Origin of the sequence: Cupriavidus sp. WGlv3, assembly GCF_023952475.1 — a bacterium.
GTDB lineage: Bacteria > Pseudomonadota > Gammaproteobacteria > Burkholderiales > Burkholderiaceae > Cupriavidus > Cupriavidus phytorum.
On the sequence record NZ_JALHRX010000027.1, the window covers coordinates 19,669 to 43,518 of the forward strand.

22 protein-coding genes are annotated in these 23,850 nt (G+C 70.2%); 9 read left to right on the forward strand and 13 right to left on the reverse strand.

The features are described from left to right. Positions 1-24: 24 nt before the first annotated feature. Positions 25-1,389 carry an MFS transporter gene (locus MKD38_RS27525; protein WP_252682072.1) on the forward strand — a complete coding sequence of 455 codons (1,365 nt, stop codon included), beginning with the start codon at positions 25-27 and terminating at the stop codon, positions 1,387-1,389. 59 nt (positions 1,390-1,448) lie between these two features. Here the strand turns inward: MKD38_RS27525 and MKD38_RS27530 are convergent, their stop codons facing one another. Genes MKD38_RS27530 through MKD38_RS27545 form a run of 4 tightly spaced genes read right to left on the reverse strand, consistent with a single transcriptional unit; the run spans position 1,449 to position 5,675 of the window. Further along, the gene (locus tag MKD38_RS27530; RefSeq protein WP_252682074.1) at positions 1,449-2,399 is read right to left on the reverse strand and encodes a CobW family GTP-binding protein; all 951 of its coding nucleotides are present in this window, start codon (positions 2,397-2,399) and stop codon (positions 1,449-1,451) included. Next, positions 2,396-4,060, reverse strand: a complete 1,665-nt coding sequence (locus MKD38_RS27535; protein ID WP_252682076.1) for an amidohydrolase — start codon at positions 4,058-4,060, stop codon at positions 2,396-2,398. Before MKD38_RS27535 ends, MKD38_RS27530 begins: the two co-directional genes overlap by 4 nt. A 10-nt stretch (positions 4,061-4,070) precedes the next feature. Continuing rightward, positions 4,071-5,453, reverse strand: a complete 1,383-nt coding sequence (locus MKD38_RS27540) for a sodium:solute symporter family protein (protein WP_252682078.1) — start codon at positions 5,451-5,453, stop codon at positions 4,071-4,073. A gap of 15 nt (positions 5,454-5,468) precedes the next feature. Next, positions 5,469-5,675, reverse strand: coding sequence for a DUF3311 domain-containing protein (locus tag MKD38_RS27545; RefSeq protein ID WP_062802732.1), 207 nt, complete (start codon positions 5,673-5,675; stop codon positions 5,469-5,471). Between the two features lie 145 nt (positions 5,676-5,820). On the opposite strand from MKD38_RS27545, the gene MKD38_RS27550 reads away from it, so the two are divergent. Beyond that, positions 5,821-6,756 (forward strand): LysR family transcriptional regulator, encoded by a 936-nt coding sequence (locus MKD38_RS27550; RefSeq protein ID WP_252682079.1) that lies wholly within the window; start codon positions 5,821-5,823, stop codon positions 6,754-6,756. A gap of 65 nt (positions 6,757-6,821) precedes the next feature. After that, on the forward strand, positions 6,822-7,859 hold the full coding sequence (locus MKD38_RS27555) for a LacI family DNA-binding transcriptional regulator (protein WP_252682121.1): 1,038 nt from the start codon (positions 6,822-6,824) through the stop codon (positions 7,857-7,859). On the opposite strand, the gene MKD38_RS27560 is transcribed toward MKD38_RS27555, so the two are convergent. The 3 genes from MKD38_RS27560 to MKD38_RS27570 are packed head-to-tail and all read right to left on the reverse strand — an operon-like array spanning position 7,856 to position 11,389. After that, complete coding sequence (locus MKD38_RS27560; protein ID WP_252682123.1) at positions 7,856-8,563, reverse strand: sulfite exporter TauE/SafE family protein; 708 nt, start codon at positions 8,561-8,563, stop codon at positions 7,856-7,858. The two genes, MKD38_RS27555 and MKD38_RS27560, sit on opposite strands and share 4 nt — an antisense overlap. A gap of 2 nt (positions 8,564-8,565) precedes the next feature. Further along, on the reverse strand, positions 8,566-10,014 hold the full coding sequence (locus MKD38_RS27565; protein WP_252682081.1) for an amidohydrolase family protein: 1,449 nt from the start codon (positions 10,012-10,014) through the stop codon (positions 8,566-8,568). Positions 10,015-10,033: 19 nt separating this feature from the next. Then, a complete protein-coding gene (locus MKD38_RS27570) occupies positions 10,034-11,389 on the reverse strand; it encodes a uracil-xanthine permease family protein (protein ID WP_252682083.1) in 1,356 nt (451 codons plus the stop codon). A 303-nt stretch (positions 11,390-11,692) separates the two neighbouring features. On the opposite strand from MKD38_RS27570, the gene sorA reads away from it, so the two are divergent. The 4 genes from sorA (at position 11,693) to MKD38_RS27590 (ending at position 14,583) form a co-directional block, all read left to right on the forward strand. Then, complete coding sequence (sorA, locus tag MKD38_RS27575; RefSeq protein WP_252682085.1) at positions 11,693-12,955, forward strand: SorA family sulfite dehydrogenase catalytic subunit; 1,263 nt, start codon at positions 11,693-11,695, stop codon at positions 12,953-12,955. 10 nt (positions 12,956-12,965) lie between these two features. Then, positions 12,966-13,622: a SorB family sulfite dehydrogenase c-type cytochrome subunit gene (gene sorB / locus MKD38_RS27580; RefSeq protein WP_252682087.1), complete on the forward strand. Its 657-nt coding sequence runs from the start codon at positions 12,966-12,968 to the stop codon at positions 13,620-13,622. 129 nt (positions 13,623-13,751) lie between these two features. Continuing rightward, entirely contained in the window at positions 13,752-14,108 is a 357-nt protein-coding gene (locus MKD38_RS27585; protein WP_026164026.1) for an ArsR/SmtB family transcription factor, read from the forward strand. Then, a complete protein-coding gene (locus tag MKD38_RS27590; protein WP_115700013.1) occupies positions 14,098-14,583 on the forward strand; it encodes an SRPBCC family protein in 486 nt (161 codons plus the stop codon). Before MKD38_RS27585 ends, MKD38_RS27590 begins: the two co-directional genes overlap by 11 nt. Positions 14,584-14,706: 123 nt before the next feature. On the opposite strand, the gene MKD38_RS27595 is transcribed toward MKD38_RS27590, so the two are convergent. From MKD38_RS27595 to MKD38_RS27620, 6 genes are all read right to left on the reverse strand, one after another. Then, positions 14,707-15,732, reverse strand: a complete 1,026-nt coding sequence (locus MKD38_RS27595) for a porin (protein ID WP_252682125.1) — start codon at positions 15,730-15,732, stop codon at positions 14,707-14,709. 55 nt (positions 15,733-15,787) lie between these two features. Beyond that, a complete protein-coding gene (locus MKD38_RS27600) occupies positions 15,788-16,792 on the reverse strand; it encodes a Bug family tripartite tricarboxylate transporter substrate binding protein (RefSeq protein WP_252682089.1) in 1,005 nt (334 codons plus the stop codon). A gap of 102 nt (positions 16,793-16,894) precedes the next feature. Beyond that, positions 16,895-18,040, reverse strand: coding sequence for an acyl-CoA dehydrogenase family protein (locus MKD38_RS27605; protein ID WP_252682091.1), 1,146 nt, complete (start codon positions 18,038-18,040; stop codon positions 16,895-16,897). A gap of 42 nt (positions 18,041-18,082) precedes the next feature. Next, on the reverse strand, positions 18,083-19,318 hold the full coding sequence (locus tag MKD38_RS27610) for an acyl-CoA dehydrogenase family protein (RefSeq protein WP_252682093.1): 1,236 nt from the start codon (positions 19,316-19,318) through the stop codon (positions 18,083-18,085). An 11-nt stretch (positions 19,319-19,329) separates the two neighbouring features. After that, entirely contained in the window at positions 19,330-20,004 is a 675-nt protein-coding gene (locus MKD38_RS27615) for an enoyl-CoA hydratase/isomerase family protein (protein ID WP_252682095.1), read from the reverse strand. Next, complete coding sequence (locus MKD38_RS27620; RefSeq protein WP_252682097.1) at positions 20,001-21,233, reverse strand: CaiB/BaiF CoA transferase family protein; 1,233 nt, start codon at positions 21,231-21,233, stop codon at positions 20,001-20,003. The genes MKD38_RS27615 and MKD38_RS27620 overlap by 4 nt, the downstream gene beginning before the upstream one ends. Before the next feature lie 199 nt (positions 21,234-21,432). Here MKD38_RS27620 and MKD38_RS27625 point away from each other — a divergent pair, with 199 nt between their 5' ends. Both MKD38_RS27625 and MKD38_RS27630 read left to right on the forward strand, forming a co-directional pair. Further along, positions 21,433-22,365 carry a LysR family transcriptional regulator gene (locus MKD38_RS27625; protein ID WP_252682099.1) on the forward strand — a complete coding sequence of 311 codons (933 nt, stop codon included), beginning with the start codon at positions 21,433-21,435 and terminating at the stop codon, positions 22,363-22,365. 231 nt (positions 22,366-22,596) lie between these two features. Beyond that, on the forward strand, positions 22,597-23,850 hold the full coding sequence (locus tag MKD38_RS27630; protein WP_252682101.1) for an alkyl sulfatase dimerization domain-containing protein: 1,254 nt from the start codon (positions 22,597-22,599) through the stop codon (positions 23,848-23,850).

Consider the following 23,850-nt stretch of genomic DNA (forward strand, 5'->3'; position numbering starts at 1 on the left):
ACATAATTATCAGGAGACCACAGCATGCGTCAAATCGACATCCATCAGCTGGCCGATGAGGCGAGCTTTAACCGGTTCCATCTCCGCGTGCTCCTGTGGTGCGCACTGATCATCATCTTCGACGGCTATGACCTTGCCGTGGTGGGGATCGCGCTGCCCTCGATCATGAAAGACCTGGGGGTCGCCCCTGCCCATGCAGGGTTCATGGTGAGCTCGGCCCTGTTTGGCATGGTCTTCGGCGCAATCTTCCTCGGCACGATCGCGGACAAGATCGGTCGCCGCCGGGCCATTGCGATCTGCGTGGTGCTGTTCAGTGTCTTCACGGCCGCAGCGGGGCTGGCCAGAGATCCACTGACCTTCAGCGTCGTACGCTTCCTTGCCGGGCTTGGTATCGGCGGCGTGATGCCAAACGTGGTGGCCGAGATGACCGAGTACGCACCGAAAAAAATGCGGGCCACCCTCGTCACCACCATGTTCAGCGGCTATGCCGTGGGCGGCATCGTGGCCGCCGTGCTGGGCAAGAGTCTGATTGAAACCTGGGGATGGCAGTCCGTGTTCTTCGCGGCCGGCGCACCGGTGCTGCTGGTTCCCCTGATCCTCGGGGCGCTGCCGGAATCGATGCCGTTCCTGCTGGCCAGGGGCCGACACGATGTGCTGCAGCAGATCGCCGCGAAGCTGGAGCCGGCTTACCGTGCCCACCCGGCTGACCGTTTCGCCGTGCCGGCACAAGACAAAGCCGATAGCGCGCCAGTTCGCCACTTGTTCAGTGATGGCCGCGCCTTCAGCACGCTGATGTTCTGGGTCGCCTTCTTCATGTGTTTGTTTATGGTCTATGCACTGAGCTCCTGGCTGACCAGGCTGATGGCGGAAGCGGGCTACAGTCTCGGCTCGGCGCTGACGTTCGTGCTGGTGCTGAACTGCGGGGCAATGATCGGCGCGGTCGGTGGCGGCTGGCTAGCCGACAGGTTTCACATCAAGTATGTGCTGGCCGCGATGTATGGCATCGCCGCGATCTCGATCACGCTGCTGAGCGTCAAGATGCCGACCGGAGCCCTGTTCCTCGTGGTAGGTCTCGCGGGTGCCTCGACCATTGGCACGCAAATCGTTGCCAATGCTTACACGGGACAGTTCTACCCCATGGCAATCCGCTCCACTGGCCTGGGCTGGGCACTGGGCATCGGCCGCAGCGGTGCCATTCTCGCCCCGATTGTGATTGGCGTGCTTGTCGGCATGGAACTGCCGCTTCAGCAGAACTTCATGGCAATCGCCATGCCGGCCGTGGTTGGCATGGTTGCGGTCTTGCTGATCGACCACCGGCGCTCGGCATCCGCACATCGCGATATCGAAAGCGCACCGCACGCCGAACCAACCGGACCTCTGTCCTGCTGAGCGCATCGCATGTTCATCTGGCGCATGGCGCGGGACCCAGCCACGCAGCACAACGCGGCTCAGGCCAGCGCCGCCTCCATGCTGGCACGGATGTTCTGTTCCGCCACCGCATCGAAGGCCCCGATGAAGACCAGCGCCGAGCCGCGGAAGTCGGCACGCTCCGCCGGGCGCAACCGTATCCGGCCGCCAACCAGATGCAACTCATGCAGTCGTGGATCGGCATCGAGCCAGACCAGTCCCTTGGCACGCAACAGGCGCACCGGCACCGTCACCAACGCCTCCCGCAGCCGCGCCTTGTTGAAGCGGCGAAGTGTCTGGTAAGCGACGCTGCGGATGCCCGCGTGACTGGCATCCTGGACGCGCTGCCAGCGTGCGCCTGCCAGCAGCGCCCCGCTGCCGCGCGATGGCGGCAACGCTGCATCGAGGAAGACTGACAGCGGCAACTCGCCGGATTGCCCCCATAGCACCGCCGCGCGCGGCGCCAGGCGACCGACAGCGTCCGCTGCCCGTGCCCCGGCGCCGGACTGGGCAAGATCGACCTTGGTCAGGACCACCGCTGACGCTCCCATGACTTGCCGGCGCACCATGTCTCCCACCAGCGGGTCGTTCAAGCTGTGGTGCAGGCCGGTCACGTCTACCGCGACCAGCACCGCATTGAGCCGGAAAGCCGGATCCAGCAGGCCGACCTGCGCGATACGCAGCGGGTCGGACACACCGCTGGCTTCGATCACCAGCAGCTCCGGCCGCTGCGCCCGCGCGGCGATGGCCACCAGCGCCTCGGCCAGCCGGCCGCCGATCGAGCAGCAGATACAGCCGTTCTCCAGCTCGATCACGTCGTCGCTGCGCGCGCGCACCAGCGCGGCATCGATATTGACCGCGCCGAAATCGTTGACCAGCACCGCGATGCGGCACCCGCGCGCATTGGCAAGCAGGCGGTTGAGCAAGGTGGTCTTGCCGGCGCCCAGGTAGCCGCCCACCACCACCAGCGGAATCGGCGCGCGCGCGTTCATCGTGCCGGCGCCTGAAATACGCGCCCGCCCAGCACCGTGCCCCAGACGCGCACGTCTTTCAGGCTTGCGGGCGCCACGGCGGTGGGGTCGTCCTCCAGCACGGCGAAGTCGGCAAGCTTGCCGGGCGCGATGCTGCCGATGCGGTGCTCCAGCTTCAGCGTATAGGCCGCGCCCATGGTGATGGCGTAGAGCGCGTTGGCCAGTGTCAGCCGTTCGGCTTCGCCCAGCAAGCGTCCGGAAGCGGTCTGCCGCTGCATCGCGCACCATGCCGTGAACAGCGGGTTCAGCGGCGTGATCGGGGCATCGGAATGGATCGCGAACGGGATCCCCAGCCGCCGCGCCGTGGCGGCCGGGTTCATGCGCGCGGCCCGCGCTGGCCCCACGGTTTGTTCGACGTGCGCATCGCCCCAGTAGTACAGGTGATTGGAGAAGAAGTTGATGCACAGGCCCAGCCGCGCCGCGCGCGCCAGTTGCGTGGCGTCGGCCAGCTGGCAATGCTGCAGCGTATGGCGATGGTCCGCGCGGGGGTGGCGCGACAGCATGGCTTCCAGCACGTCCAGCACCACTTCGGTGGCCTCGTCGCCATTGGTGTGGATATGCAGCGGCAGGCCGGCGAGGTGGAACGGCGTGAAGGCGTCGGCCAGCTGCTGCGGCGGGATCAGCCACAGGCCGTTGGGCTGGCCGCCGGCATAGCCCGGTGCGCGCAGGCGTGCGGTAAAGCCCTGGATCGAGCCGTCGACGATGAACTTGACCGGACCGAAGTGCAGCTTGTCGGTGCCCGCGGCCGCGGCGGCTTGCACGCGCGCCGGCCCGCCGTGCGCATTGCGTTGCGGCGCGAACGCCGGCACGATGCGCAGCGGGAAATCCGCTTCGGCCGTGACCGCGCGCAGCGTCTCCAGCCCCCTTGGCGAGAGGTCGTTGACCAGGTCGGTGGCCGTGGTCACGCCCGCCAGTTGCGCCACGCGGCCGAAGCGGCGCACCGCCTCGGCGTTCTCGGCGGCGGCCAGCGACAAGCCGCTGCCGAGCACGCGCTGGACCGGGAACATCGCCGCGAACTCCTGCAGCTCGCCGGTGGGCTGGCCGTGCGCGTCCTTGTGCACGCCGTCGATATCGGTGTCCGCGTCGATGCCCGCCTGCGCCAGCATCGCGGAATTCACGTTCATCAGGTGCACGCTGGCATGCATTACCACGATCGTGCGCGTCGCCGACACGCGGTCCAGCTCGCGCACCGACAGCCGTCTGGCGCCGAAGTAGATCGGGTCGAAGCCCCACGCCAGCAGCGGCGCATTGGCGTCGCGCATCTGGCTGGCGGCGCTGGCGAGGCGATCGATCACCTGCTCCAGCGTACGCAGGCCGCGCCACAGCCGGCCATCCGGATCGCGGCGGTCGAAGTAGCCGACGTAGACCGCGTCCCACATCGCGCCCTCCATCAGGTGGCAGTGGCCCTCGACCAGCCCCGGCATCAGCACCTTGTCGCGCAAGGTGTCGACCTGCAGCGCACCGGGCCAGGCGGCCATGTCGGCGGGGCCACCGACGGCCAGGATCTCGCCGTCGCGCACCGCGACATGGGTCGCTTCGGGCCGGTCCGCCTCCATCGTCAGGATCTTGCGCGCCACGAATACCTGCGTGCGCGCCGTGTGGTGTGGAGTCATTGATTGCATGGATAGGTCTTCAGGCCGCCTGCACGCGGTCCAGGCGGGGGGCGTAGTGCACCAGCGCGGTCACCAGCAGGTTCACGCCCAGGCTGATCAGGCCGAGGTTGAAGCCGCCGAAGTCGGCCTGCTGCACGTACAGCGCGATCGCCAGCAGCTGGCCGGTGACGATGCCCAGCGCAATTGCCAGCGGCCGCACCTTGAGCGAAAACAGGATCACCATCACGCCGGGAAAGAACTGCGTCACGCCGTAGTAGGTGGTGTTGATCAGCGTCAGCATCAGGTTGGGCGTAGCCAGCGTCATGGCGATCGACAGCACCAGGTAGATCACGATCACCACCTTGGCGCCTTGCTTCTGGCGCGGCTCCGGCAGGCCCGGCAGCAGGTTGCGCGTGACGATGGGGCCGATCGCCAGGCAGATGCCGGCCAGCACCAGCAGGCCCGACAGCGCCGCGCCCGCGGCCACCAGCCCCAGCAGCCAGCCCGGCAGCAGCCGCACCGCCGCGGCGAAGAAGGCCTCGTTGGGCGACGCCAGCTGCAGGTTCTGGCTGATGGCGTAGTACGAGGCCAGCACCAGGAACGGGTACATCAGCATGTACAGCGGCATCGCCACCTGGGTGCGCCGGATGGTGTTGGCGCTCCTGGCCGTGAAGAAGTTCTGCACCGCGAACGGCATCACGTAGAAGCCCAGCGCCTGGAACAACATGGTGCTCATCGAGAAGCGCAGCTGGGTCTCGCTCATCTGGTTGCTGACCTGCACGCTGGCGGCGTGGAACACCTCGCCGACGCCGGCCTTCCAGCCCACCGCAACGCCGGTGGCGACGATCGCCACCACCATCAGGATGTCCTTGAGGATGGCGATATAGGCCGAGGCGCGCACGCCGGAAATGGCGATGTAGGTGAAGGCCAGCGCCGCGGAAATCAGCACCAGGTACATCGGGTCGAAGTCCCAGCCCAGCCCCTTGAGCGCCGCCACCAGCCCGGTGAACTGCAGCTGGCCCCACGGCAGCAGGAACAGGATCGACGAGCCGGCCACGATCAGTTCCAGCGCGCGGTTGCCGTAGTGGCCCTTGAACAGGTCCGGCAGCGTGATCGCGTTGTAGCGCGCGCCGGCCTGCCAGATTTTCGGGCCCAGGAAGTAGCCGAGCGGATAGGCCAGCAGGATATAGCCGAGAAACCACACGCCATAGGTTGGCCCCTTGGCATAGATGCCGCCGGGAAAGCCCACCATGGTGCCGATGCTGTAGATCTCGCCGGCGGCCAGGAAGAACACCAGGAACGCGCCGAACTGCCGCGACGCGACGAAGAAGTCATGCATGCTCTGCGCGCCGTGGCCCTTGCCGGAGCGGATGGCGAGATAGAGCGAGAACACGATGAAGCCCAGGAACACCGCTGTGGTCATGGCCGGCTCCCCGCGTCAGGCTTCGGGCGCCGCGTCGGCGCCGTGGCGGTCGAACAGCAGCCAGCACGCCAGCATGCAGCCCGATGTCAGCACGAACCACGCGAAGATCCACGCGTAGATAAAGGGCACGCCGAGCACGAAGCGCTCCACCGATGCCACCCACGGCAGCATCCCGATCACGCCGATATACGGCAGGCCTAGGCCGATCAACAGCTTGAGCATGTCTTGTCTCCGATGTCCGATGGACGTTGTTGCGGTCTCCCGTGCGGGTCCCGCTTTTTTGTTCCGCTCATCATAGGGAGCGCCAAGGTATGATTCAAATGCAAATGTTGAACCGCTCCCATAACCAATGCGCATGGTTTTCCGCATGGACACCCAGAAACTTCTGCATCTGCTCGCGGTGGTCGAACACGGCACCTTCTCCGAAGCCGCCCGCGCCGTGCACCTGACCCAGCCGGCGCTGAGCCGCAGCATCCGCGCGCTCGAAGACGAGCTGAAGGCGCCGCTGTTCGACCGTGGCGCGCGGCGCGCCACGCTGACCGTGTTCGGCGAGCTGGTGGCCGAGCGCGCGCGCCGCATGCGGCTGGAAGAGCGCCAGCTGCGGCGCGACCTGGAGCTGCTGCGCGGCGGCGAGGAAGGCTCGCTCGCGATCGGGGTGGCGCCGGCGCCGGCGGCGCTGTTGCTGACGCCGTTCCTGATCCACATGGCGCAGGCCCACCCGCGCATCAAGGTGCGCACCGAGACCGGCGCCACCAGTGCGTTGCTCGAGGCCCTGCGCAACGAGACCATCGACGCCATCGTCGGCGACGCCTACGTGCTGCGCGCGGCCGACGACGTCGAGGTGGAGCCGCTCGGCGAACTGCCCGCGGGGCTGGTCTGCCGCGCCGGGCATCCGATCCTGCGCAAGCGCCGCATCGACATCGACACCATCCGCGCCTACCCCGTCGCCACCACCACGCTGAGCACCGTGGTCAGCCGGCAGCTGGCGGAACTGTGGGGACCCGACGCCGCGCAGGAGCGGCTCTTCACCCTGCATTGCGACAACCTCGACATGCTGCGCAGCGTGACGCTGGCGAGCGATACGCTGCTGTTCGGCGTGCTCTCGATCACGCGGCAGGAGCGCGCCGCCGGGCTGATGGCAGAAGTGCCGATGCCGCCCGATGCACGCCGCTGCGGCCGCTACGGCATGGCGCGCATGGCGGCGCGCTCGCTGTCACCGGCGCTGGAAGTGCTGTACCGGTTCACGCGCGAGCACTGGAAGGCGCTGTCGTCCGAAGCCGGCGGCGGCAACCGGCGCCGCTGAGCAGCCGCTGCGGTATGCTCCCCCTGATCCATCGCCCGCCATCGCCCCCATAGCCCTTGTCCCGCATGACCGAAGCCACGCCCGACCGCCCCCGCCGCATCACCATCCACGACGTCGCCCGCGCCGCCGGGGTCTCGCTGACCACGGTGTCGCACGCGCTCAACGACCGCGGCGTGCTGGATCCGGCCACGCGCGCGCGCGTCAAGCGGGTGGCCGCCGAGCTGGGCTACCGGCCCAGCGTGCGCGCGCAGCGGCTGCAGTCGGGCCGCGCCAACTGCATCGCGCTGCTGTCGTCGATGCCGTTCGCGGTGGCGGGCGGCACCTCGCGGCTGGGCTTCATGATGGAGGTGGCGGCGATCGCCGCCGAGGCGGCGATGGGGCGCGGGCTGGGGGTGGTGCTGGTGCCGCCGCTGGAGGGCGCCGGCGGCCTGCTCGATACGCTCGATATCGATGGCGCCATCGTGATCGAGCCGATCGCCGGCGATGCGCATATCGCGCGGCTGCGCGAGCGCGGCGTCAGCATCGTGTCGATCGGGCGCGAGCCGCTGACCGAGACCCCGGTGCCCTGCGTCGACCTGCAATCGGCCGAAACCGCGCGGCTGTTGCTGGCGCACCTGCACGGCCATGGGCGGCGCCAGATCGGCCTGATGATCGGCGCCGCGCCGCGGCAGTCTTATGTGGAAACGGAGCGCGCCTACCGCGAGTTCACGCAGACGCTGGGGCTGCCCTGCCATGTCGTCAAGGCGGCCGAGGAACACGGCGAAGCCGCGGGCGCTGAGGCCTGCGCGCAGCTGCTGGCGGTGATGCCGGGGCTGGATGCGCTGTGCGCGCCGGTGGATGCCTTCGCGGTCGGCGCGATGGCGCACCTGCAAGGACTGGGCAAGCGCGTGCCCGACGATGTGCTGGTGGTGACGCGCTACGACGGCATCCGCGCGCGCAGCGCGCAGCCGCCGCTGACCGCGGTCAACCTGCACCTGGAGCGGGTGGCGTCGCTGGCGGTGGAACTGCTGTTCGCGCACCTGTCGGGCGAGCGCAGCCGCAGCGTGATTGCCGGCCCCGCGCCCGAACTGGTGGTGCGGGCCTCGTCCACGCCGAGCGCCTAGCCGCGCAGCAGCACCACCGCGCCCGACACCAGCGCGAACACCAGCACGCCGATGCGCAGCATGCGCTGGTTGATGCGCTTGTGCACCATGTGGCTGGCGACCATGCCGACGCCGAGCACCGGCAGCAGGCCGGCGGCATAGAACACCTGTTCCATGCCGAGCCGGCCGCCCAGCGCCAGCACCACCAGCGAAATCACCTCGCCCACCAGGAAGCACAGCGCCACGGTGGCGCGCAGTGTCGCCACCGGCGCGTGCTGGTAGGCCAGCGCCAGCGGCGGGCCGCCGACGCCGGTGGCGGTCTCGGTGACGCCGGTGATCAGGCCGGTGGAAGCAAAAGTCAGCCGTCCCGGCGTGAACGCCGGCGCCAGCAACGACACCACCGCCGCCGCGATGGTGCTGCCGCCGACCAGCGCGTTGAGCCACGCCATCGGCATCGCCACCAGCACCCACAGGCCGCCGAAGGTGCCGGCCACGCGCCCGGCGCTGATCCAGCCGGCCCCGCGCATGTCGATGGCGTGGCGCTCGCGCCAGGCCACGTAGGCGTTGAGCGGCAGCATCGCCAGCAGCAGCGCGCCCGGCAGCATTGCCGGCGCGGCCAGCGCCAGCACCGGCACCACGATCAGCGCAAAGCCCATGCCGGTGGCGCCCTGGATCAGCGCGCCGGTAAACACGGCAACGCCGACGCTGAACAGGGTCATGTCCATGCTCATGCCGCCTCCGTGCCGGCATGGCGGGCGCGGTGCACGTCGGCGGCGTCATGCAGCTTGCGGATCGGCGCGCCGGCAACGGTGTGCTCGGCCATGGCGTGGATGTCGCGCATCAGCGCGCGCGCGTCCCAGTCGGTGGGCCAGCCCTGCCACAGGCGCAGGCTGCCGTCGACAAAGACCGCGCGGATCTGGTCGCGGTTGGCCAGCCGCACCAGCTCCCAGGTCAGGTCCCACGACGGCGTCAGCTCCGGCACGTCGAGATCGACCAGCAGGAAGTCGGCGCGCTTGCCGGCGGCGATCTCGCCGGTGAGCGCGCCCAGCCCGGCCACGTCGGCCGCATCGTGCGTGGCCATGTCGACCCAGCGCCAGCCCGCGCCGCAGGACGAATCGCCCACGCCGATGCCGAAGGCGAAGCGCTGCGCGGCCTCGGCATAGTCAAGCAGGCGGAAGCCGTCGCTGCGGGTGCCGTCGGTGCCCAGGCCCAGGCGCACGCCGAAGGTGGCCATGGTCTCGGCCGGCGCCACCGCGTTGCCCTTCCAGGCGCTGGCCACGGGGTTGTAGGCGACCGCGGCGCCGCTGTGGGCCAGCAGCCGGATTTCCTGCGGCGTCACCAGCGTGGCGTGCGCCAGCAAGGCCGCAGGGCCGAGCGCGCCGATCGCGGCCAGATGCTCGATCGGCCGGCGCCCGCACGCGTTGAGCGAGCGCTCCACCGCCACCAGGTGCTCGTTGGCATGGGTCTGGAAGATGCGGCCGGACTCGGCGCACAGCTGGTAGACGTGATGCAGCATCGCGTCCGAGGCCACCTCCGGGATCGAGATTGCCAGCGACGGCGCCACCAGCGCATCGCCGGCGTAGCGGTCCAGGTGCGCGGCGGCGCGGCGCAGGATCGGCGCGGCGTCGAGCGTTTCGGTGCCGGGCTTGTCGTTGCAGATCAGCCCCAGCACGCAGCGCACGCCGGCATCGGTGACCGCGCGCGCGACCGCGTCCAGCCCGGCCTCGCTGCGCGTGCCGGCATCGACCACGGTGGTAAAGCCGCCGCGCAGCGCTTCCAGCGCCGCCAGCTTGGACGACAGGTACAGGTGCTCTGCCTTCAGGCTGCCCTCCAGCGGCACCCACACGCGCCGGAAGATCTCCGACGGCTCGCCGAACACCAGCGACTTGCCGAACGACTGGGTCAGGTGGTGGTGGGTGTCGATCATGCCCGGCATCAGCAGCATGCGCGGCAGCGGCAGGGTCTCCAGTTGCGGAAAGCGCGCGGCGATATCTTCGGCGGGGCCGACCGCGGTGAAGCGGCCGCCCTCCACCACCACCGCGTGGCCGCGTACCGCGCCCTGGCGCAGCAGGGTCCATTCCGGCAGCAGGATGCGCGGACGCTGGAAGCTCTCCGGCGCCAGCGCCGGGTTAAGGTCGCCGGGCCAGGCCGGCGTCGAGGCATAAGGTTCAGTCATGGCAATGCAGGAAGCGGGGTCAATGCGTGGCGGCGGCATCGTCGCGCGCGATCGCGCCCGTGTCAGCCGTCGCGGTCCGCAGACCCGTATGGAAAAACAGGAAGTTGAGCAGCGCCGCGGTGATGGCGCCCATCGCCACGCCATTGCCCACCAGGATGCGCAGGTTGGCCGGCAGGCCGCCATAGATGCCCGGCACCAGGATCGGCAGCAGGCCCACGGCCAGCGCCACCGCCACCACGTACATGTTGGCGTGGTCGCGCAGGTCCACCTTGCGCAGCATGTCGATGCCCATGGTGCCGACGATGCAGAACACCACCAGCCCGGTGCCGCCGACCACGGCCTCGGGAATCGCGCTGATCAGCGCCGACACCGGCACCAGCAGCCCGAACGCGACCAGGATCGCGCCCGACATCGCTGTGACAAAGCGCGAACGCACCCCGGTGGCCCGCACGATGCCGATGTTCTCGCCGCTGGTGATGATCAGCGAGGTGCCGAACATCCCGCCCAGCAGCGAGGTCAGCGCGTCGGCGCGGATGGTGCGCGGCACGTCGCGCTGCTGGTCCACCGGCCGGCCCACGGCATCGCTGATCGCCAGGGTCTGGCCGGTGGCCTCCACCATCGAGATCACGGCGAACACCATCAGCGGGATCGCGGCCACCACGTCGAAGGTGGGCCAGCCGAACGGGAACGGCGTCGGCAACGCCAGCAGCGGCGACATCGACACCTGGCCGAAGTGGAACGCGCCGGCCAGTCCCGCCACCAGCGCCCCGCCCAGCAGCCCGAGCAGGATCGCCAGCTGCGCCAGCATGCCGCTGAGCCAGCGCGACGCCGCCACGGTGCAGGCGATGGTGGCAAAGGCCAGCAGCAGGTTGAGCGGATCCACCGCGTTGCCCGCGGCCGGGTGGCCGGCGACCAGCTTGCCCGATACCTGCGCCAGGTTGATCGCCACCAGCAGCAGCATGGTGCCCACCACCACCGGCGGGAAATAGCGCAGGCAGCGGCGGAACACCGGCAGCACCAGGAAGTAGAACACCCCGGTCAGGATCACCGCGCCGGCCGCGGTCTGCACGTCGGTCTGCTGCGCGATCAGGATAAACAGCACGATCGGCGCCCCGCCGGGCAGCATCACGAACGGCAGGCGCGCGCCGATGCCGCGCTTGCCCAGCGACTGCAGCAGCGTGCCCAGGCCGCAGATCACAAAGGTGGCGCTCAGCAGCTGTACCGCCAGCGCGGGCGGGAAGTTCAGCGCCTTGCTCATCAGGAAGACCGACGCGATCGGCGACGCGGCCATGACCAGTACGTGCTGAAGGCCGAAGACGAACAGGCGCCGCCATGGCAGCCGTTCATCCACCGGCGCGGGGGCGGGGTGGGACATTGCTTTGCTCCTCGTTTGGTGTGTCGGGCGTTGTGCCGGTGGCGCATCGGCCACTGGCTGCGTCTGTGCGCAATTCGCCGCAGATATTATCGATTTCCGCTAACAAAAACGTTTTGGTAAGTGTAGGGAAACCCAATTTGCGATGCAAGCGGTTTTATCGGCGAGGCGGCCGTGGTCTTCCCCTATATCGAATAAATCGATAACGGCTAGCAGCAAAACCCGTTTCACAAGTTGATGACGCGGCGTCAAAGTACCCGCCACAGCGCCTTGTGCGCCACAACACGCCCCCGAAGGAGACGCCCCATGCGAGACAAGAACCGTCCGGCGCAATCTGCCGACCACGACCGGCCGCTATCCAGGCGGCGCCGTTTGGTGCAGGGCGCAGGCCTGCTGGCGCTGGGCGCTTCGCCGCTGGGCGCGCTGGCCGCGCGCGCCACCGATGGCGTGACGCTGGCCGACGGCCCGCGCCCGCTGGTGCGCTATCCGGGCAAGCGCGCGCTGGTGCGCGTCAGCACCCGCCCGCCGCACCTGGAGACGCCCTTCTCCGCCTTCAACGAGGGACCGATCACCGCCAACGACGCCTTTTTCGTGCGCTACCACCTGGCCAACCTGCCGCTGTCGGTGGATCTGGCCACCTACCGCCTCAGCGTCGGCGGCCACGTCGGCAAGCCGCTGCAGCTGTCGCTCGATGAATTGAAGCGGCTGGCGGAGCCGGTGCACGTGGTCGCCGTGAACCAGTGCTCGGGCAACAGCCGCGGCTTCTCCGAGCCGCGCGTGTTCGGCGCGCAGCTGGCCAACGGCGCGATGGGCAATGCGCGCTGGACCGGCGTGCCGCTGCGCAAGGTGCTGGAGCATGCGGGCGTCAAGGGCGGCGCCAGGGTGGTGACCTTCAACGGCATGGACACGCCGGTGCTGCCGGGCACGCCGGACTTCCGCAAGTCGCTCGATATCGCCCATGCGATGAACGGCGAGCCGCTGCTGGCGTGGGGCATGAATGGCGAAGACCTGCCGCTGCTCAACGGCTACCCGCTCAAGCTGGTGGTGCCGGGCTACTTCGGCACCTACTGGATCAAGCACCTGCACGAGATCGAGGTGCTCGACCACCCGTTCGAGGGCCATGATGCGTTCTTCATGACCAAGGGCTACCGCGTGCCGGACAACGATTGCCAGTGCGTGGCCCCCGGCACGCCGGCGGCCAAGACGCGGCCGATTTCGACGCTGGCCGTGCGCAGCTTCATCACCAGTGTCGAGAGCGGCAGCAGGTTGCCGGCCGGCCGCGCCGTCGAACTGAAGGGCATTGCCTTCGACGGCGGCTCCGGCATCCGCACGGTCGAGGTGTCCGTCGACGGCGGGCAGAACTGGCAGGCCGCGAAGCTGGGCGAAGACCTCGGCCGGTTCTCGTTCCGCGCCTGGCACTTGCCGGTCAGGTTCCCGCGCAAGGGCCCGGCGGTGCTGATGGTGCGCGCCACCAGCAACAACGGCGAGACCCAGCCGGCCAGGGCCAACTGGAACCCCGCCGGCTACCGCCGCAATGTCATCGAAGCCACGCCGGTCACCATCGCCTGAGGAACGCGCCATGAAAGCAACCATCGCCCCCGCGCTGCTGGCGCTCGTCCTGCTCGGTGCCGGCCATGCCGGCGCCGCGCCGCAGGACATCAAGCTGCCGGCGGAAAACGTCAAGCTCAAGCCGGCAAAACTCCCCGGCTACGGCATCGCCACGCAGAAATGCGCAATCTGCCATTCGGCCGACTACGTCTCGTACCAGCCGCCCGGGCTGACGCTGGCACAGTGGACCGCCGAGATGAAGAAGATGCAGCAGGCCTACGGCGCGCCGATCGATGACGCCGAGGTCGAGCAGCTCGGCGCGTATCTGGCGGTGGCCTACGGCTCCGCAAAAATCAAGGACCCGGAGATCGTGGCGATCGCGCAGAAAGCCGGCAAGCCGGCGGGTTCGGAGGCCACGCCGGCGGCAACTGCCACGGCAGTGGACGTGCAGGGCCTGCTGGCGAAGAACGCCTGCCTGAGCTGCCACGGCGTGACGCAGAAGATCGTCGGCCCCGCCTATCACGAGGTCGCGCTCCGCTACAAGGGCGACACGCAGGCCCAGGCCAGGCTGGAAGCCAGCATCCGCGGCGGCAGCAGCGGCAAGTGGGGCGCGGTGCCGATGCCGCCGTTCGCCGGCCTGAAGCCGGAGGAAGTGAAGGCCCTGGCGGCCTACGTCCGCCAGCAATAGGCTCGCACGCACTGCCCTGACTGCAAGGCGCCCCGGCTGGTCCGGGGCGCCTTGCATTTGGGGCTTGCAAGTTTCGGCCGGCTCCTTATACTTAGCCGCGTGGCTAACCATTGTGCCGAGTTTGCAGACGTGTCCCAGGCTGTCGATCTTTCCCCGCTGTCCGGCGTGTTCTACGCGCTGGCGGACCCGACCCGCCGCGCCATCGTCAGCACCCTCGGGCGCGGGCCCGAAACGGTGTCCGCGCTGGCGGCACCGTTCGCGATGGCGCTGCCCTCGTTCATGAAGCACCTGCAGGTGCTGGAGCGCAGCGGCCTGATCCGCTCGCGCAAGACGGGGCGCGTGCGCACCTGCGAACTGGTGCCGCAACCGCTGTCCGACGCGCAGCAATGGCTGGCCGACCAGCGCGCCCTGTGGGAGGCCCGTACCGACCGCCTGGCGGCCTTTGTCGAAGCACTTCATCAAGAGGAACAGTCCCATGACGAATGAAAACGCCGCCGGCCCCGAAAGCCACGATCTGGTCATCTCGCGCCTGCTCAAGGCCCCGCGCGCCAAGGTCTGGCGCGCCTGGAGCGATCCGCAGCTGCTCAAGCAATGGTGGTGCCCCAAGCCCTGGACCACCGAAGTCCGCGCTTTCGACATGCGCCCCGGCGGCGCCTTCCATACCTTCATGCAGGGGCCCGATGGCGGCACCAGTGACAACCCCGGCTGCTTCCTCGAGATCGTGCCGATGGAGAAGATCGTCTCCACCTCGGCGCTGGTCGCCGGGTATCGGCCCGGCACGCCGTGGCTGTCGATGACCGCGGTCATCACCATGGCCGACGAGGGCGACGGCACCCGCTACATCGCGCGCGTGATGCATCCCGACGAGGCTACGCGCAAGCAGCATGAGGAGATGGGGTTTTATGAGGGCTGGGGGATCTGCATTACGCAGCTGGAGGAGTTTGCGCAGCAGTTGAAGTAACTGGCATGGCTCGGGCCGCTTGCACGCTGGCGGTGTGCTCCCCTCTCCCGCTTGCGGGAGAGGGGAGCGTATGCAAGCGGCGGCGCCTTTCGCTGACGCTCCCGGTTGCTACGCGCATGCCTTTCAAAACCGGTGCCGCAATCCCACGCTCACCGATTTCGCATCATCCCCACTGCCCGGATCGATCACGATGCTGTTGTTGCTGACACTGCCGCCGGCGCTGTTGTGCACCAGCACCGCGCGCACGTAGGCCGTGGTGCGCTTGCTCAGGTCGTGGTCCCAGCCCAGCGTGACGGCCAGCGGCCGCTGGCCGCCGCCGAGGATCTGGCGCTTGAGCGCGGCGGCCTTGAAGGTGTCGCGCTGGGTCACCGCCCAGCTGAAGGTCACGCCATAGTGGCGCGCCGAGCGGGTCTCGGGCCGGTCGCTGCTGGCCGCGCTGAACAGCAGGCCGATCTCCACCGGCTTGAAGCGGTAGGAGCCACCGACGAAATGGTTGGAGGTCAGCGTCGGCTCCACCGGCACGTTGGCGCCCGAATACATCCCCTGGTAGCTGTAGAACGCATAGGCGTTGCCCGCCTCCCAGGTCGCGTTCATGCCGAAGTTAAGCCCCGAGCGCGCCGACCCCGGCACCTCGCCCGGCGCCACCGCGGCGCCGAAGCCGAAGCCGCCCCACTTGGGCGAGAAGTACTGCACCGCGTTGTCGAAGCGCGCGCCGTAGGCCACATGTCCGGTGCCTTGCGATGCGGTCGCGCTCAGCAGGTTGAACGGCGACACCGCGCCATTCAGCAGGAATGGGTCCAGCCGCAGCAGCGCATAGAACGACGGCGTGTACTGCCGCCCCAGCCGGAGCTCGCCCCAGCCGCCCGACAGGCCCAGGTAGGCCTGCCGCCCGAACAGCCGGTTGTTGCCGAAGAACTCGGTACCGGTGTCGATATTGAAGCCCGACTCGACCAGGAAGTTGGCCTTGAGCCCGCCGCCGAGGTCTTCGATGCCGCGGATGCCCCAGCGCGACGCGGCCTGCTGGCCTTCGCGCATGCGCACCACGCTGTCCGAGCCCCTGGCGTATTCGATCGACGCATCGACCACGCCAAACAACTGCATGGTGCCGGCCACGGCATTGCCCGCGGCCAGGGCCACGCCCATCGCCATCCACTGTGTTGCCTTCACGCTCTCTGTCTCCCGTCCTCGTTGTTGTGTGTCTGCCCTACTTCGCCTGCAGCCCCGCCACCTTCACCACCTCGCCCCATGCCGCCAGGTCGGCGCTGAGCAGCTTGCCGAGGTCGGCCGGGCTCGACGGCGCGGCCGGCTGCAGGTTCATCGCGGCGAATTTGGCGCGGTCGGCCGGGGTCTGCAGGATGCGGTTGACCTCGGCGTTGAGCCGCTCGACGATCGGCGCGGGCACGCCCTTCGGCCCGAAGATGGCGACCCAGCTGGCCTGCTGGAACGGCACGCCCTGCTGCGACATGGTGGGCACGTCGGGCGCGGTCAGCAGGCGCTCCGGCCCGGACACCGCGATGCCGCGGATGCGGCCGGACTTCAGGTGCGGCACCGAAGAGATGGCATCGGTAATGCCGATGGTGACGTGGCCCGCGGCCAGGTCGTTGCTGCACTGGGTCGCGGTCTTGTACGGGATGTGGCGCAGGTGGATGCCGGCCCTGGCCTTCAGGTATTCCATCGCCAGGTGGCCGCCGGAACCGACGCCCCACGAGCAATAGGCCAGTTCCGTCTTGCTGCCTTTGGCATAGGCGATCAGTTCCTGCAGGCTGCGCACCGGCACCTCGGCGCTGACCGCCAGCAGGTTGCCGCCGGGCTGGCTGGGCCGCGCGATCGGCGTGAAATCCCTGACCGGGTCGTACGGCAGCGACGGCGTGGTCCACGGGTTCACCGTCATGGTCGCGGCATAGGTGAACAGCAGCGTGTACCCGTCGGGCGCGGCGCGCGCCACGGTCTCGCTCGCGATGATGCCGTTGGCGCCGGGGCGGTTGTCGACCACCACCGGCTGCTTCAGCCCCGCCGTCAGGCGCTCGGCCACCAGCCGCGCGGTCTGGTCGGTCACGGTACCCGCGCCCGACGGCAGCACCATGCGGATCGGCTTGCTGGGGTAAGGTGCCTCGGCGTGCGCGCTGGCGGCGCCCGCCAGGATCAGCGCCGCGGCCAGGGCCGCGCGCGTGGCGCGCGCCTTGCGGGCGCCATTGTGCTGGCTGCTCATATTGCTGTCTCCGTTGCGGCGCATTGGCCGCGCATGCCGGTACGTTGCCGGCGTGTCGTCAGCGGGCGCGCCGGCTGTCCCGGGCGCCCGCGCTGAACCGGCTCAGGCCTGCGCCTGCGCCGCGTGATCGAGTGCCGCCAGCCGCTCGTAGTGCCAGTCGGCATCGCCGAACAGGTTGGCGTGTGCCGCCAGACGCTTGTAGCAGTGGCCGACTTCCACCTCGTCGGTCATGCCGACGGCGCCGTGCAGCTGCACCGCGTCCTCGCCCAGCGCGCGCCCGGCCTCTGAAACAAAGGCCTTGGCATGCGAGACCGCGCGCATGCGCGCCACCGCATCGCCCGGCAGCGCGTCGGCCGCGGCTTCGGTGATGGCGCGCGCCTGCTCGACGCTGACATAGAGGTCCACCAGCCGGTGCCGGATCACCTGGCTGGCGGTCAGCGGCCGGCCGAACTGCTCGCGCGTCGCCAGGTAGTCGCGGGTCAGGTCGAAGGCGCGCGACATGGTGCCGACGGCCTCGGCGCAGGCCATCACGATGGCGCGGTCGATGGCGGCCTCCACCAGCGGCCAGGCGCCGTCGCGCGCGCCGATGCGCGCGCTGTCCGGCACCACGACGCGGCGCAGCGTCACGCTGGCGGTCTGGCGGCCGTCGTAGGTCGGCAGCGCCTCGACGCTGACGCCGCGCGAGTCCGCCGGCACCGCGAACAGCGTCAGGCCATGGCGCTCGCGGCGCTGGCCGCCGGTGCGCGCCAGCACCAGCAGCAGGCTGGCGCTGCCACCGCCCAGCACCAGCGTCTTGCGGCCGTCCAGCGTCCATTGCCCCGGGGCGTGGGCGTGCGCGGTGGTGCTGATATCGAAGGCGTCGTAGCGTCCCTGCGTTTCCCACGCGGCCAGCGCCAGCATCGCGCCGCCTTCGGCCATCGCCGCCGCGGCGGCCACGTGCGCGGGATCGCCGCAGGCCGCCAGCAGCGGCGCGCACAGCGCGGCATTGGCCAGCCACGGCTCGGCCGGCTGGGCCCGGCCCAGTTCTTCCGCCAGCAGCGCCTGGTCGGTGGCGTCGCCCAGGCCGCCGCAGGCTTGCGGCAAACCCAGCGCCAGCCAGCCCATGTCGGCAAACGCCCGCCAGTGCGTGCGCGAGAAGCCCTCGGGCCCGGCCAGCGCGGCGCGACGCTGCTCGAAGCCGTAGCCGCGTTCGAGATAGCGCCGCACGCTGTCGCGCAGCATGCGGCGATCGTCCGTTGCATCGCTCATCTGTTGGTGTCCTTATGCAGAGGTTGCAGCCACGTGGCCGCGCTACAGGCCCAGCACCTGCTTGGCCAGCAGTTCGTGCTGGATCTCGCTGGAGCCGCCGGCGATGGTGTAGCCGCGCGTGACAAAGCGGCGCGCCGAGGCCGCCGCGGCGTACGCGGACTGGCCCGGTGGCGGCACCGCCGGCTCGAAATGCGCGGCACGGTCATAGGCCAGCGTGTCCGGTCCGAGCGCGTCGACCGCCAGGTTCTCGATGTCCTGGATCAGCCGGCTGCCCAGCAGCTTGAGCATGCCGGTCTCGGGCCCCAGCGCCTGGCCCGCGCGCGCCTGCCGCCGAAAGCGCAGCACGGTGGCCGCCAGCGCCTCGAGCCGCACCTCCAGCGCGCGCAGCCGGCGCGCAAACCACGGGCGCTGCAGCAGCGGCTGGCCGCCCTCCTCCAGCTCCACGCCGATGGCGCGCACCTTGGCCAGGCGGCGGCGGTTCTCGGCCACGCGCGCCAGGTTCAGCCGTTCGTGCTCGAGCAGCGACTTGGCGATGGACCAGCCCGCGTTCTCGTCGCCGACGCGGTTTGCCACCGGCACCTCCACCTCGTCGAAGAACACCTGGTTGAACAGGTGCCAGCCATGGATGCCGACCAGCGGCCGCACGCTCACGCCGGGGCTGCGCATGTCGATCAGCAGGAAGCTGATGCCCTGCTGCGCGCGCGCCGCGGTATCGGTGCGCACCAGGCAGAAGATCCAGTCGGCGTACTGCGCGTACGAAGTCCAGATCTTGCTGCCGCTGACCACGTAGACCTCGCTGCCGTCGGGCCGGGTCTTGCGCACCGCGCGCGTCTTCAGCGAGGCCAGGTCCGAGCCGGCGTTGGGCTCGGAATAGCCCTGGCACCACCAGTGCTCCTGGTTCAGCATGCGCGGCAGGAAATACTGCTGCTGCGCCGGCGTGCCGTAGCGGATCAGGATCGGCCCGATCATCTCGAGGGTGATGCCGCCGCTCTCGGGCGCGTGCGCCAGCACCAGTTCCTCCTGGAACACGGCGCGGCGCTCGGCGCTCCAGTCGCAGCCCTGCCAGGCCGCCGGCCAGTGCGGCACCAGCCAGCCGCGCTCGGCCAGCCGGTGCTGCCAGTCGACCAGCTCCTGCTTGCTGAGTTCCAGCCCGAGGCGGACCTTCTCGCGCACGGCATGCGGCAGCGCCCGCGCGACGAACGCGCGCACCTCGCCGCGGAAGGCCTGCAGCGAGGCCTCGTCGTCGTTGTGGTTTATGTTGTCAGGGGAATCGGTCATGGTGTCTGCCTTCAAGCGTTCCTGGCGCGCGCAACCGAGGCCGCGCGCATGCCGCCCTTGATCGCCGCCACGCCCTCCGCCGGAAAGCCGCCGATGGTGGCGGCCAGCCCGCGCGCGCGGTCCAGCACCTGGTTGTCGTCGACCATCTCGGTGGCGATGCCCAAACGCAGCAGTTCCGGCGCGGGCACGCGGTCGCCCAGCAGGCACAGGCGCGCGGCCACGGCTTCCGCATGGCGCAGCGCCAGCCACTCGGCATTGCGCGGCGCGGCCATGCCCAGGCGGATCTCGCCGATCTGCAAAAAGGCGCCGGCGCCGCACACCAGCAGGTCGCCGGCCAGCGCCAGCGCCGCGCCGCCGTTGATGGCATGGCGCTCGAGCGCCACCACCCAGGCCTTGCGGCTGTGCCGCAGGCCCTGGTGCACGCGCTCCCACACCGGCGCGAACGCCGCCAGCCCGCCGGCTTCGGCCTGCAGCGCCTGCAGGTCGAGGCCGGAACAGAAGCCGCCGTCGGCGCCGCGCAGCAGCACCGCGCGCACGCTGTCGTCGGCGGCCAGGGTCTCGATCGTGTCGCCGAGCGCGCGCGCCAGCGCCATGTCGATGGCATTGCGGCGCGCGGGGCGGTTCAGCACCAGCTCGGCCCAGCCGGCGTGGCGCTGCAGCAGGACGGCAGGCTGCGGCGCGTTCATGCCGCCTCCTGCTCGACGTGTTCCATGCCGATGCAGCCGGCACGCGCCATGGCGCCGATCTCCGCGGCGCCGTAGCCCAGTTCCGCCAGCACCTCGGCGGTATGCTGGCCAAGCCGCGGCACCGCGGGCAGGCCGCCGGCGGGCAGGCCCGCCATGGTGAAGGGCAGCCCGGGCAGTTCCAGCCGGCCGCCCTCGCCGTCGTCGACGGGCCGCAGGATGCCGCTGGCATGCACGTCGGCGCTGGCCTTGACCTGGTGGTAGTCGCGCACCACGCCCACCACCACCTGGTGGCGCTCCAGCAGCGCGCGCGCGGCATCGCCGCTCAGGTGGCGCAGCGCGTCTTGCAGGATGGCCAGTAGCGCGGCGCGGTTCTGCACCCGCAGTGCGTTGCTGGCAAAGCGCGCGTCGTGCGCCAGCGCCGGCTGGCCGATGGCTTCGCACAACCGCGTCCAGTGTTCGTCGAGATAGGCCGACAGCACGATATGCCCGTCGGCCACCGCGATCACGTCGGCCGCCGGCGCCGCCTTGGGCTGGCTGTTGCCGCTGCGCACCGGCAGCGCGCCGGAGCACTGGTATTCGGCCCACAGCTGCGCCTGCAGCTGCACGCCCACCGACAGCAGCGAGGTCTCGATGGTCTCGCCGGCGCCGGTGCGCTGGCGCCGGAACAGTGCCGCCAGGATGGCATTGCCGGCCGCCAGCGCGGTGGCCGCGTCGATCAGCGCGAAGCCGGCCTTGAGCGGTTGCCCGCCGGCCTCGCCGGTGACCGACATCATGCCGCTCTCCGCCTGCGCGGCGATATCCAGCCCGGGCCGCGTGCGCGATGGCCCGCGCGTGCCGAAGCCGCTGATGGAAGCGTGGATCAGGTCGGGACGCGCGGCGCGCAGCGTGGTGGCGTCCAGCCCCAGCGCTTCCATCACGCCGGCGCGGGTGTTGTGCAGCACCACGTCGCTGGCCAGCGCCAGCCGCCGCGCCGCATCGAGCCCGCCGGGCGTGCGCAGGTCCAGCGCGATGCCGCGCTTGCCGCGGTTGTAGGCCAGGAACATCGGGCTTTGCGGGCTGGTGCCGTCGAAGCGCCGCGCGCTGTCGCCGCGCAGCGCCTCTACCTTGACCACGTCCGCGCCCAGGTCGGCCAGCATCATGGCCGCGCCCGGCGCCGCGATGAACTGCCCGAACTCCGCCACGCGGATGCCTGCCAGCGGCAGGTCTTGCCGGTTTGCCGTGCTCGCCATGTGGTTTCACTCCTCGAAGTAGCCGGCGCGGCCGGCGGTTGGCGTCGATGTGGAGCGATCATGCGTGAGCGCCGCGCATCACGGCAGATGCCAAAACGGCTGCGGTGCAAACCATGGGTTAGCACCGCGGGTTATCCCGAACCCCGCGGATTGCCGCTATGCTGGGCGCCCCCGGGGCATCGTCTGAATTGGATCTTCCATGCGTCTGAACCAGCTGCAGGACTTCATCGCCGTGGCCGAGCACGGCAGCATCCGCGCCGGCGCGCGCGCCCGCGACGTGTCGGCGCCGGCACTCACCAAGAGCATCCGCCAGCTCGAGGAAGAGCTGCACGTGCCGCTGCTGACCCGCACCACCCGCGGCGTGGTGCTGTCGCGCTACGGCGAGGCCTTCCTGCGGCGCGCGCGCCTGATCGCCACCGAGGCGCGCAAGGCCAGCGACGAGATGCGGCAGATGCTGGGCGCGCGCAACGGCGTGGTGCGCGTGGGCGCCACCGGCGGCCCGGCGCACCTGCTGCTGCCGGCGGTGCTGACGCGCTTCCGCGCCCAGCATCCGGACGTGCTGGTCTGCATCGACAGCGGCGTCTACCCGATGCACCTGGACGACCTGCGCGCGGGCGTGATGGACATGGCGGTGAGCCCGGTGCCGGACGAGGGCATCGAGCGCGAATTCACCTGCGAGCCGCTCTACAACAACGATTCGGTGGTGGTTGCGCACCGCGAGCATCCGCTGCGGCATGCGCGCCGCCTGCACGAGCTGGTGGGCTCGGACTGGGTGCTGACCGGCCAGCGCATGCAGGGCCCGGGCGCCGCCATCCTCGATGCCTTCCGCGAGCACGACCTGCCGTTGCCGCGCGTCGCGGTGCGCTGCGACACCATCGGCATGATCCAGTCGCTGCTGCAGGACCGGCATCTGCTGTGCATGCTGCCGCGCCAGCTGGTGCCGGGCCAGCTCGCCGCCGCCGGGCTGGTGCCCTTGCCGATCGAAGACCGGCTGCCCAGCCACCGCGTCAGCCTGATCTACCGCGCCGATTCGCCGATGACGCCGGTCGCCGCGCAATTTGCCACGCAGCTGCGGCGCGAAGTCCACTACCTGACCCACCTGCCCGACAGCCCGCTGCGCCGCCCCGCCTAGCGCTCGCGCCTGGCGCGCGTTAGCGCAGCGGACGGCTCGCGGGAACTGCCAGCAGCGGCACGGTGCTAACCAGCGGTTTACACCTGAAATTCCCCAACCGCCGCCGAGCCGCGCCGGCGCGGGCTTTGCGGCCGGTGCGCCGCGGCGCGGCGGGATTTTCCCCAATCCCTGCGCGGCACCTTCTTGCCTGACAGTGGCGCTGGACAACAACCGGACCGCAGGGAGGCAAGCATGCAGGACATCGAAGACCGGCCGTCGGCGCTGGTCACGGGCACGGGGATCGACAGCGCCGGCGACGGCGTATGGCTGCTGCACGGGCAGGGCCAGAGCTTCGTTGCCGATATCGGCGACGGCCTGCTGGTGGTCGACAGCGGCCCCGGCGGGCGCGTCACGCGCGGCATGATCGAGGCGCTGCGCACGCAGACCAGCCTGCCGGTGCTGGCAATCTGCTACAGCCACGGCCACCTGGGCTACAACGCCGGCCTGCAGCAATGGCTGGACCACGCCGCCGCGCGCGGCGAGCCCGCGCCGCGCGTGCTGGCCCACGTCAACGTGCTGGCGCGCCAGGCGCGCTACCGCGAGACCCGGCGCATGCAGGAGCGCATGGCCGAGATCCAGTTCCGCCAGCCGGCTGGCGCGCTGGCGGGCAAGCTGGTCCACGTGGCCCCCACCGAAACCTTTGCCGACGGCGTGACGCTGGGCCACGGCGAGCGCCGCGCCGAAATCCTGTGGGCACCGTCCGAGACCGACGACGCCGTGGCGGTCTGGCTGCCGGGCCGGCGCGTGCTCTACGGCGGCCCCGCGGTGATCGACTCGATCCCGAATATCGGCACGCCGTTCCGCACCATGCGCGACACCGTGCGCTGGGCCGATACGCTGGAACGCCTGGCGGCGCTGCAACCGCTGGCGGTCGTGCGCGAGTTCGGCGCCACCGTGCAGGGCGAGGCCGAATGCCAGCGCGTGCTGGGCGAAACCGCGCGCGCCCTGCGCTGGCTGCGCGCCGAGGTGGTGCGGCTGATGAACGCGGGCTGCAACGAACGCCAGATGCTGGCCGCGCTGCGGCCGCCCGCAGCGCTGTTCGACCAGCCCTGGATGCGGCCCACGTATGGCGACCCCAGCTACATCGCGCGCGACATCTACCGCTCGGAGAACGGCTGGTGGGACCGCAACGCGACCACGCTGCACCCGGCGCCGCCGCAGCAGGCGGCAGCGGAGATCGCCGCCGCCGTGGCCGATCACGGCGCGCTGCTGCGCCACGCCCAGGCGCTGGCCGAACGCGGCGACACGCAACTGGCCTTGCACGTGATCGACGTGCTGGCGCTGGCACCGGATCAAACCCCGAGCGTGCGCGAGGCGCGCCGGCTCAAGGCGACGTGGCTGCGCCAGCGCGCCACGCAGGTGCGCAGCTATGTATCGCGCAGCCTGTACGGCGCGGCCGCCGACGCGCTGGAGAGCGAGGCCGCGGACAACTTCGGCCTGCACTAG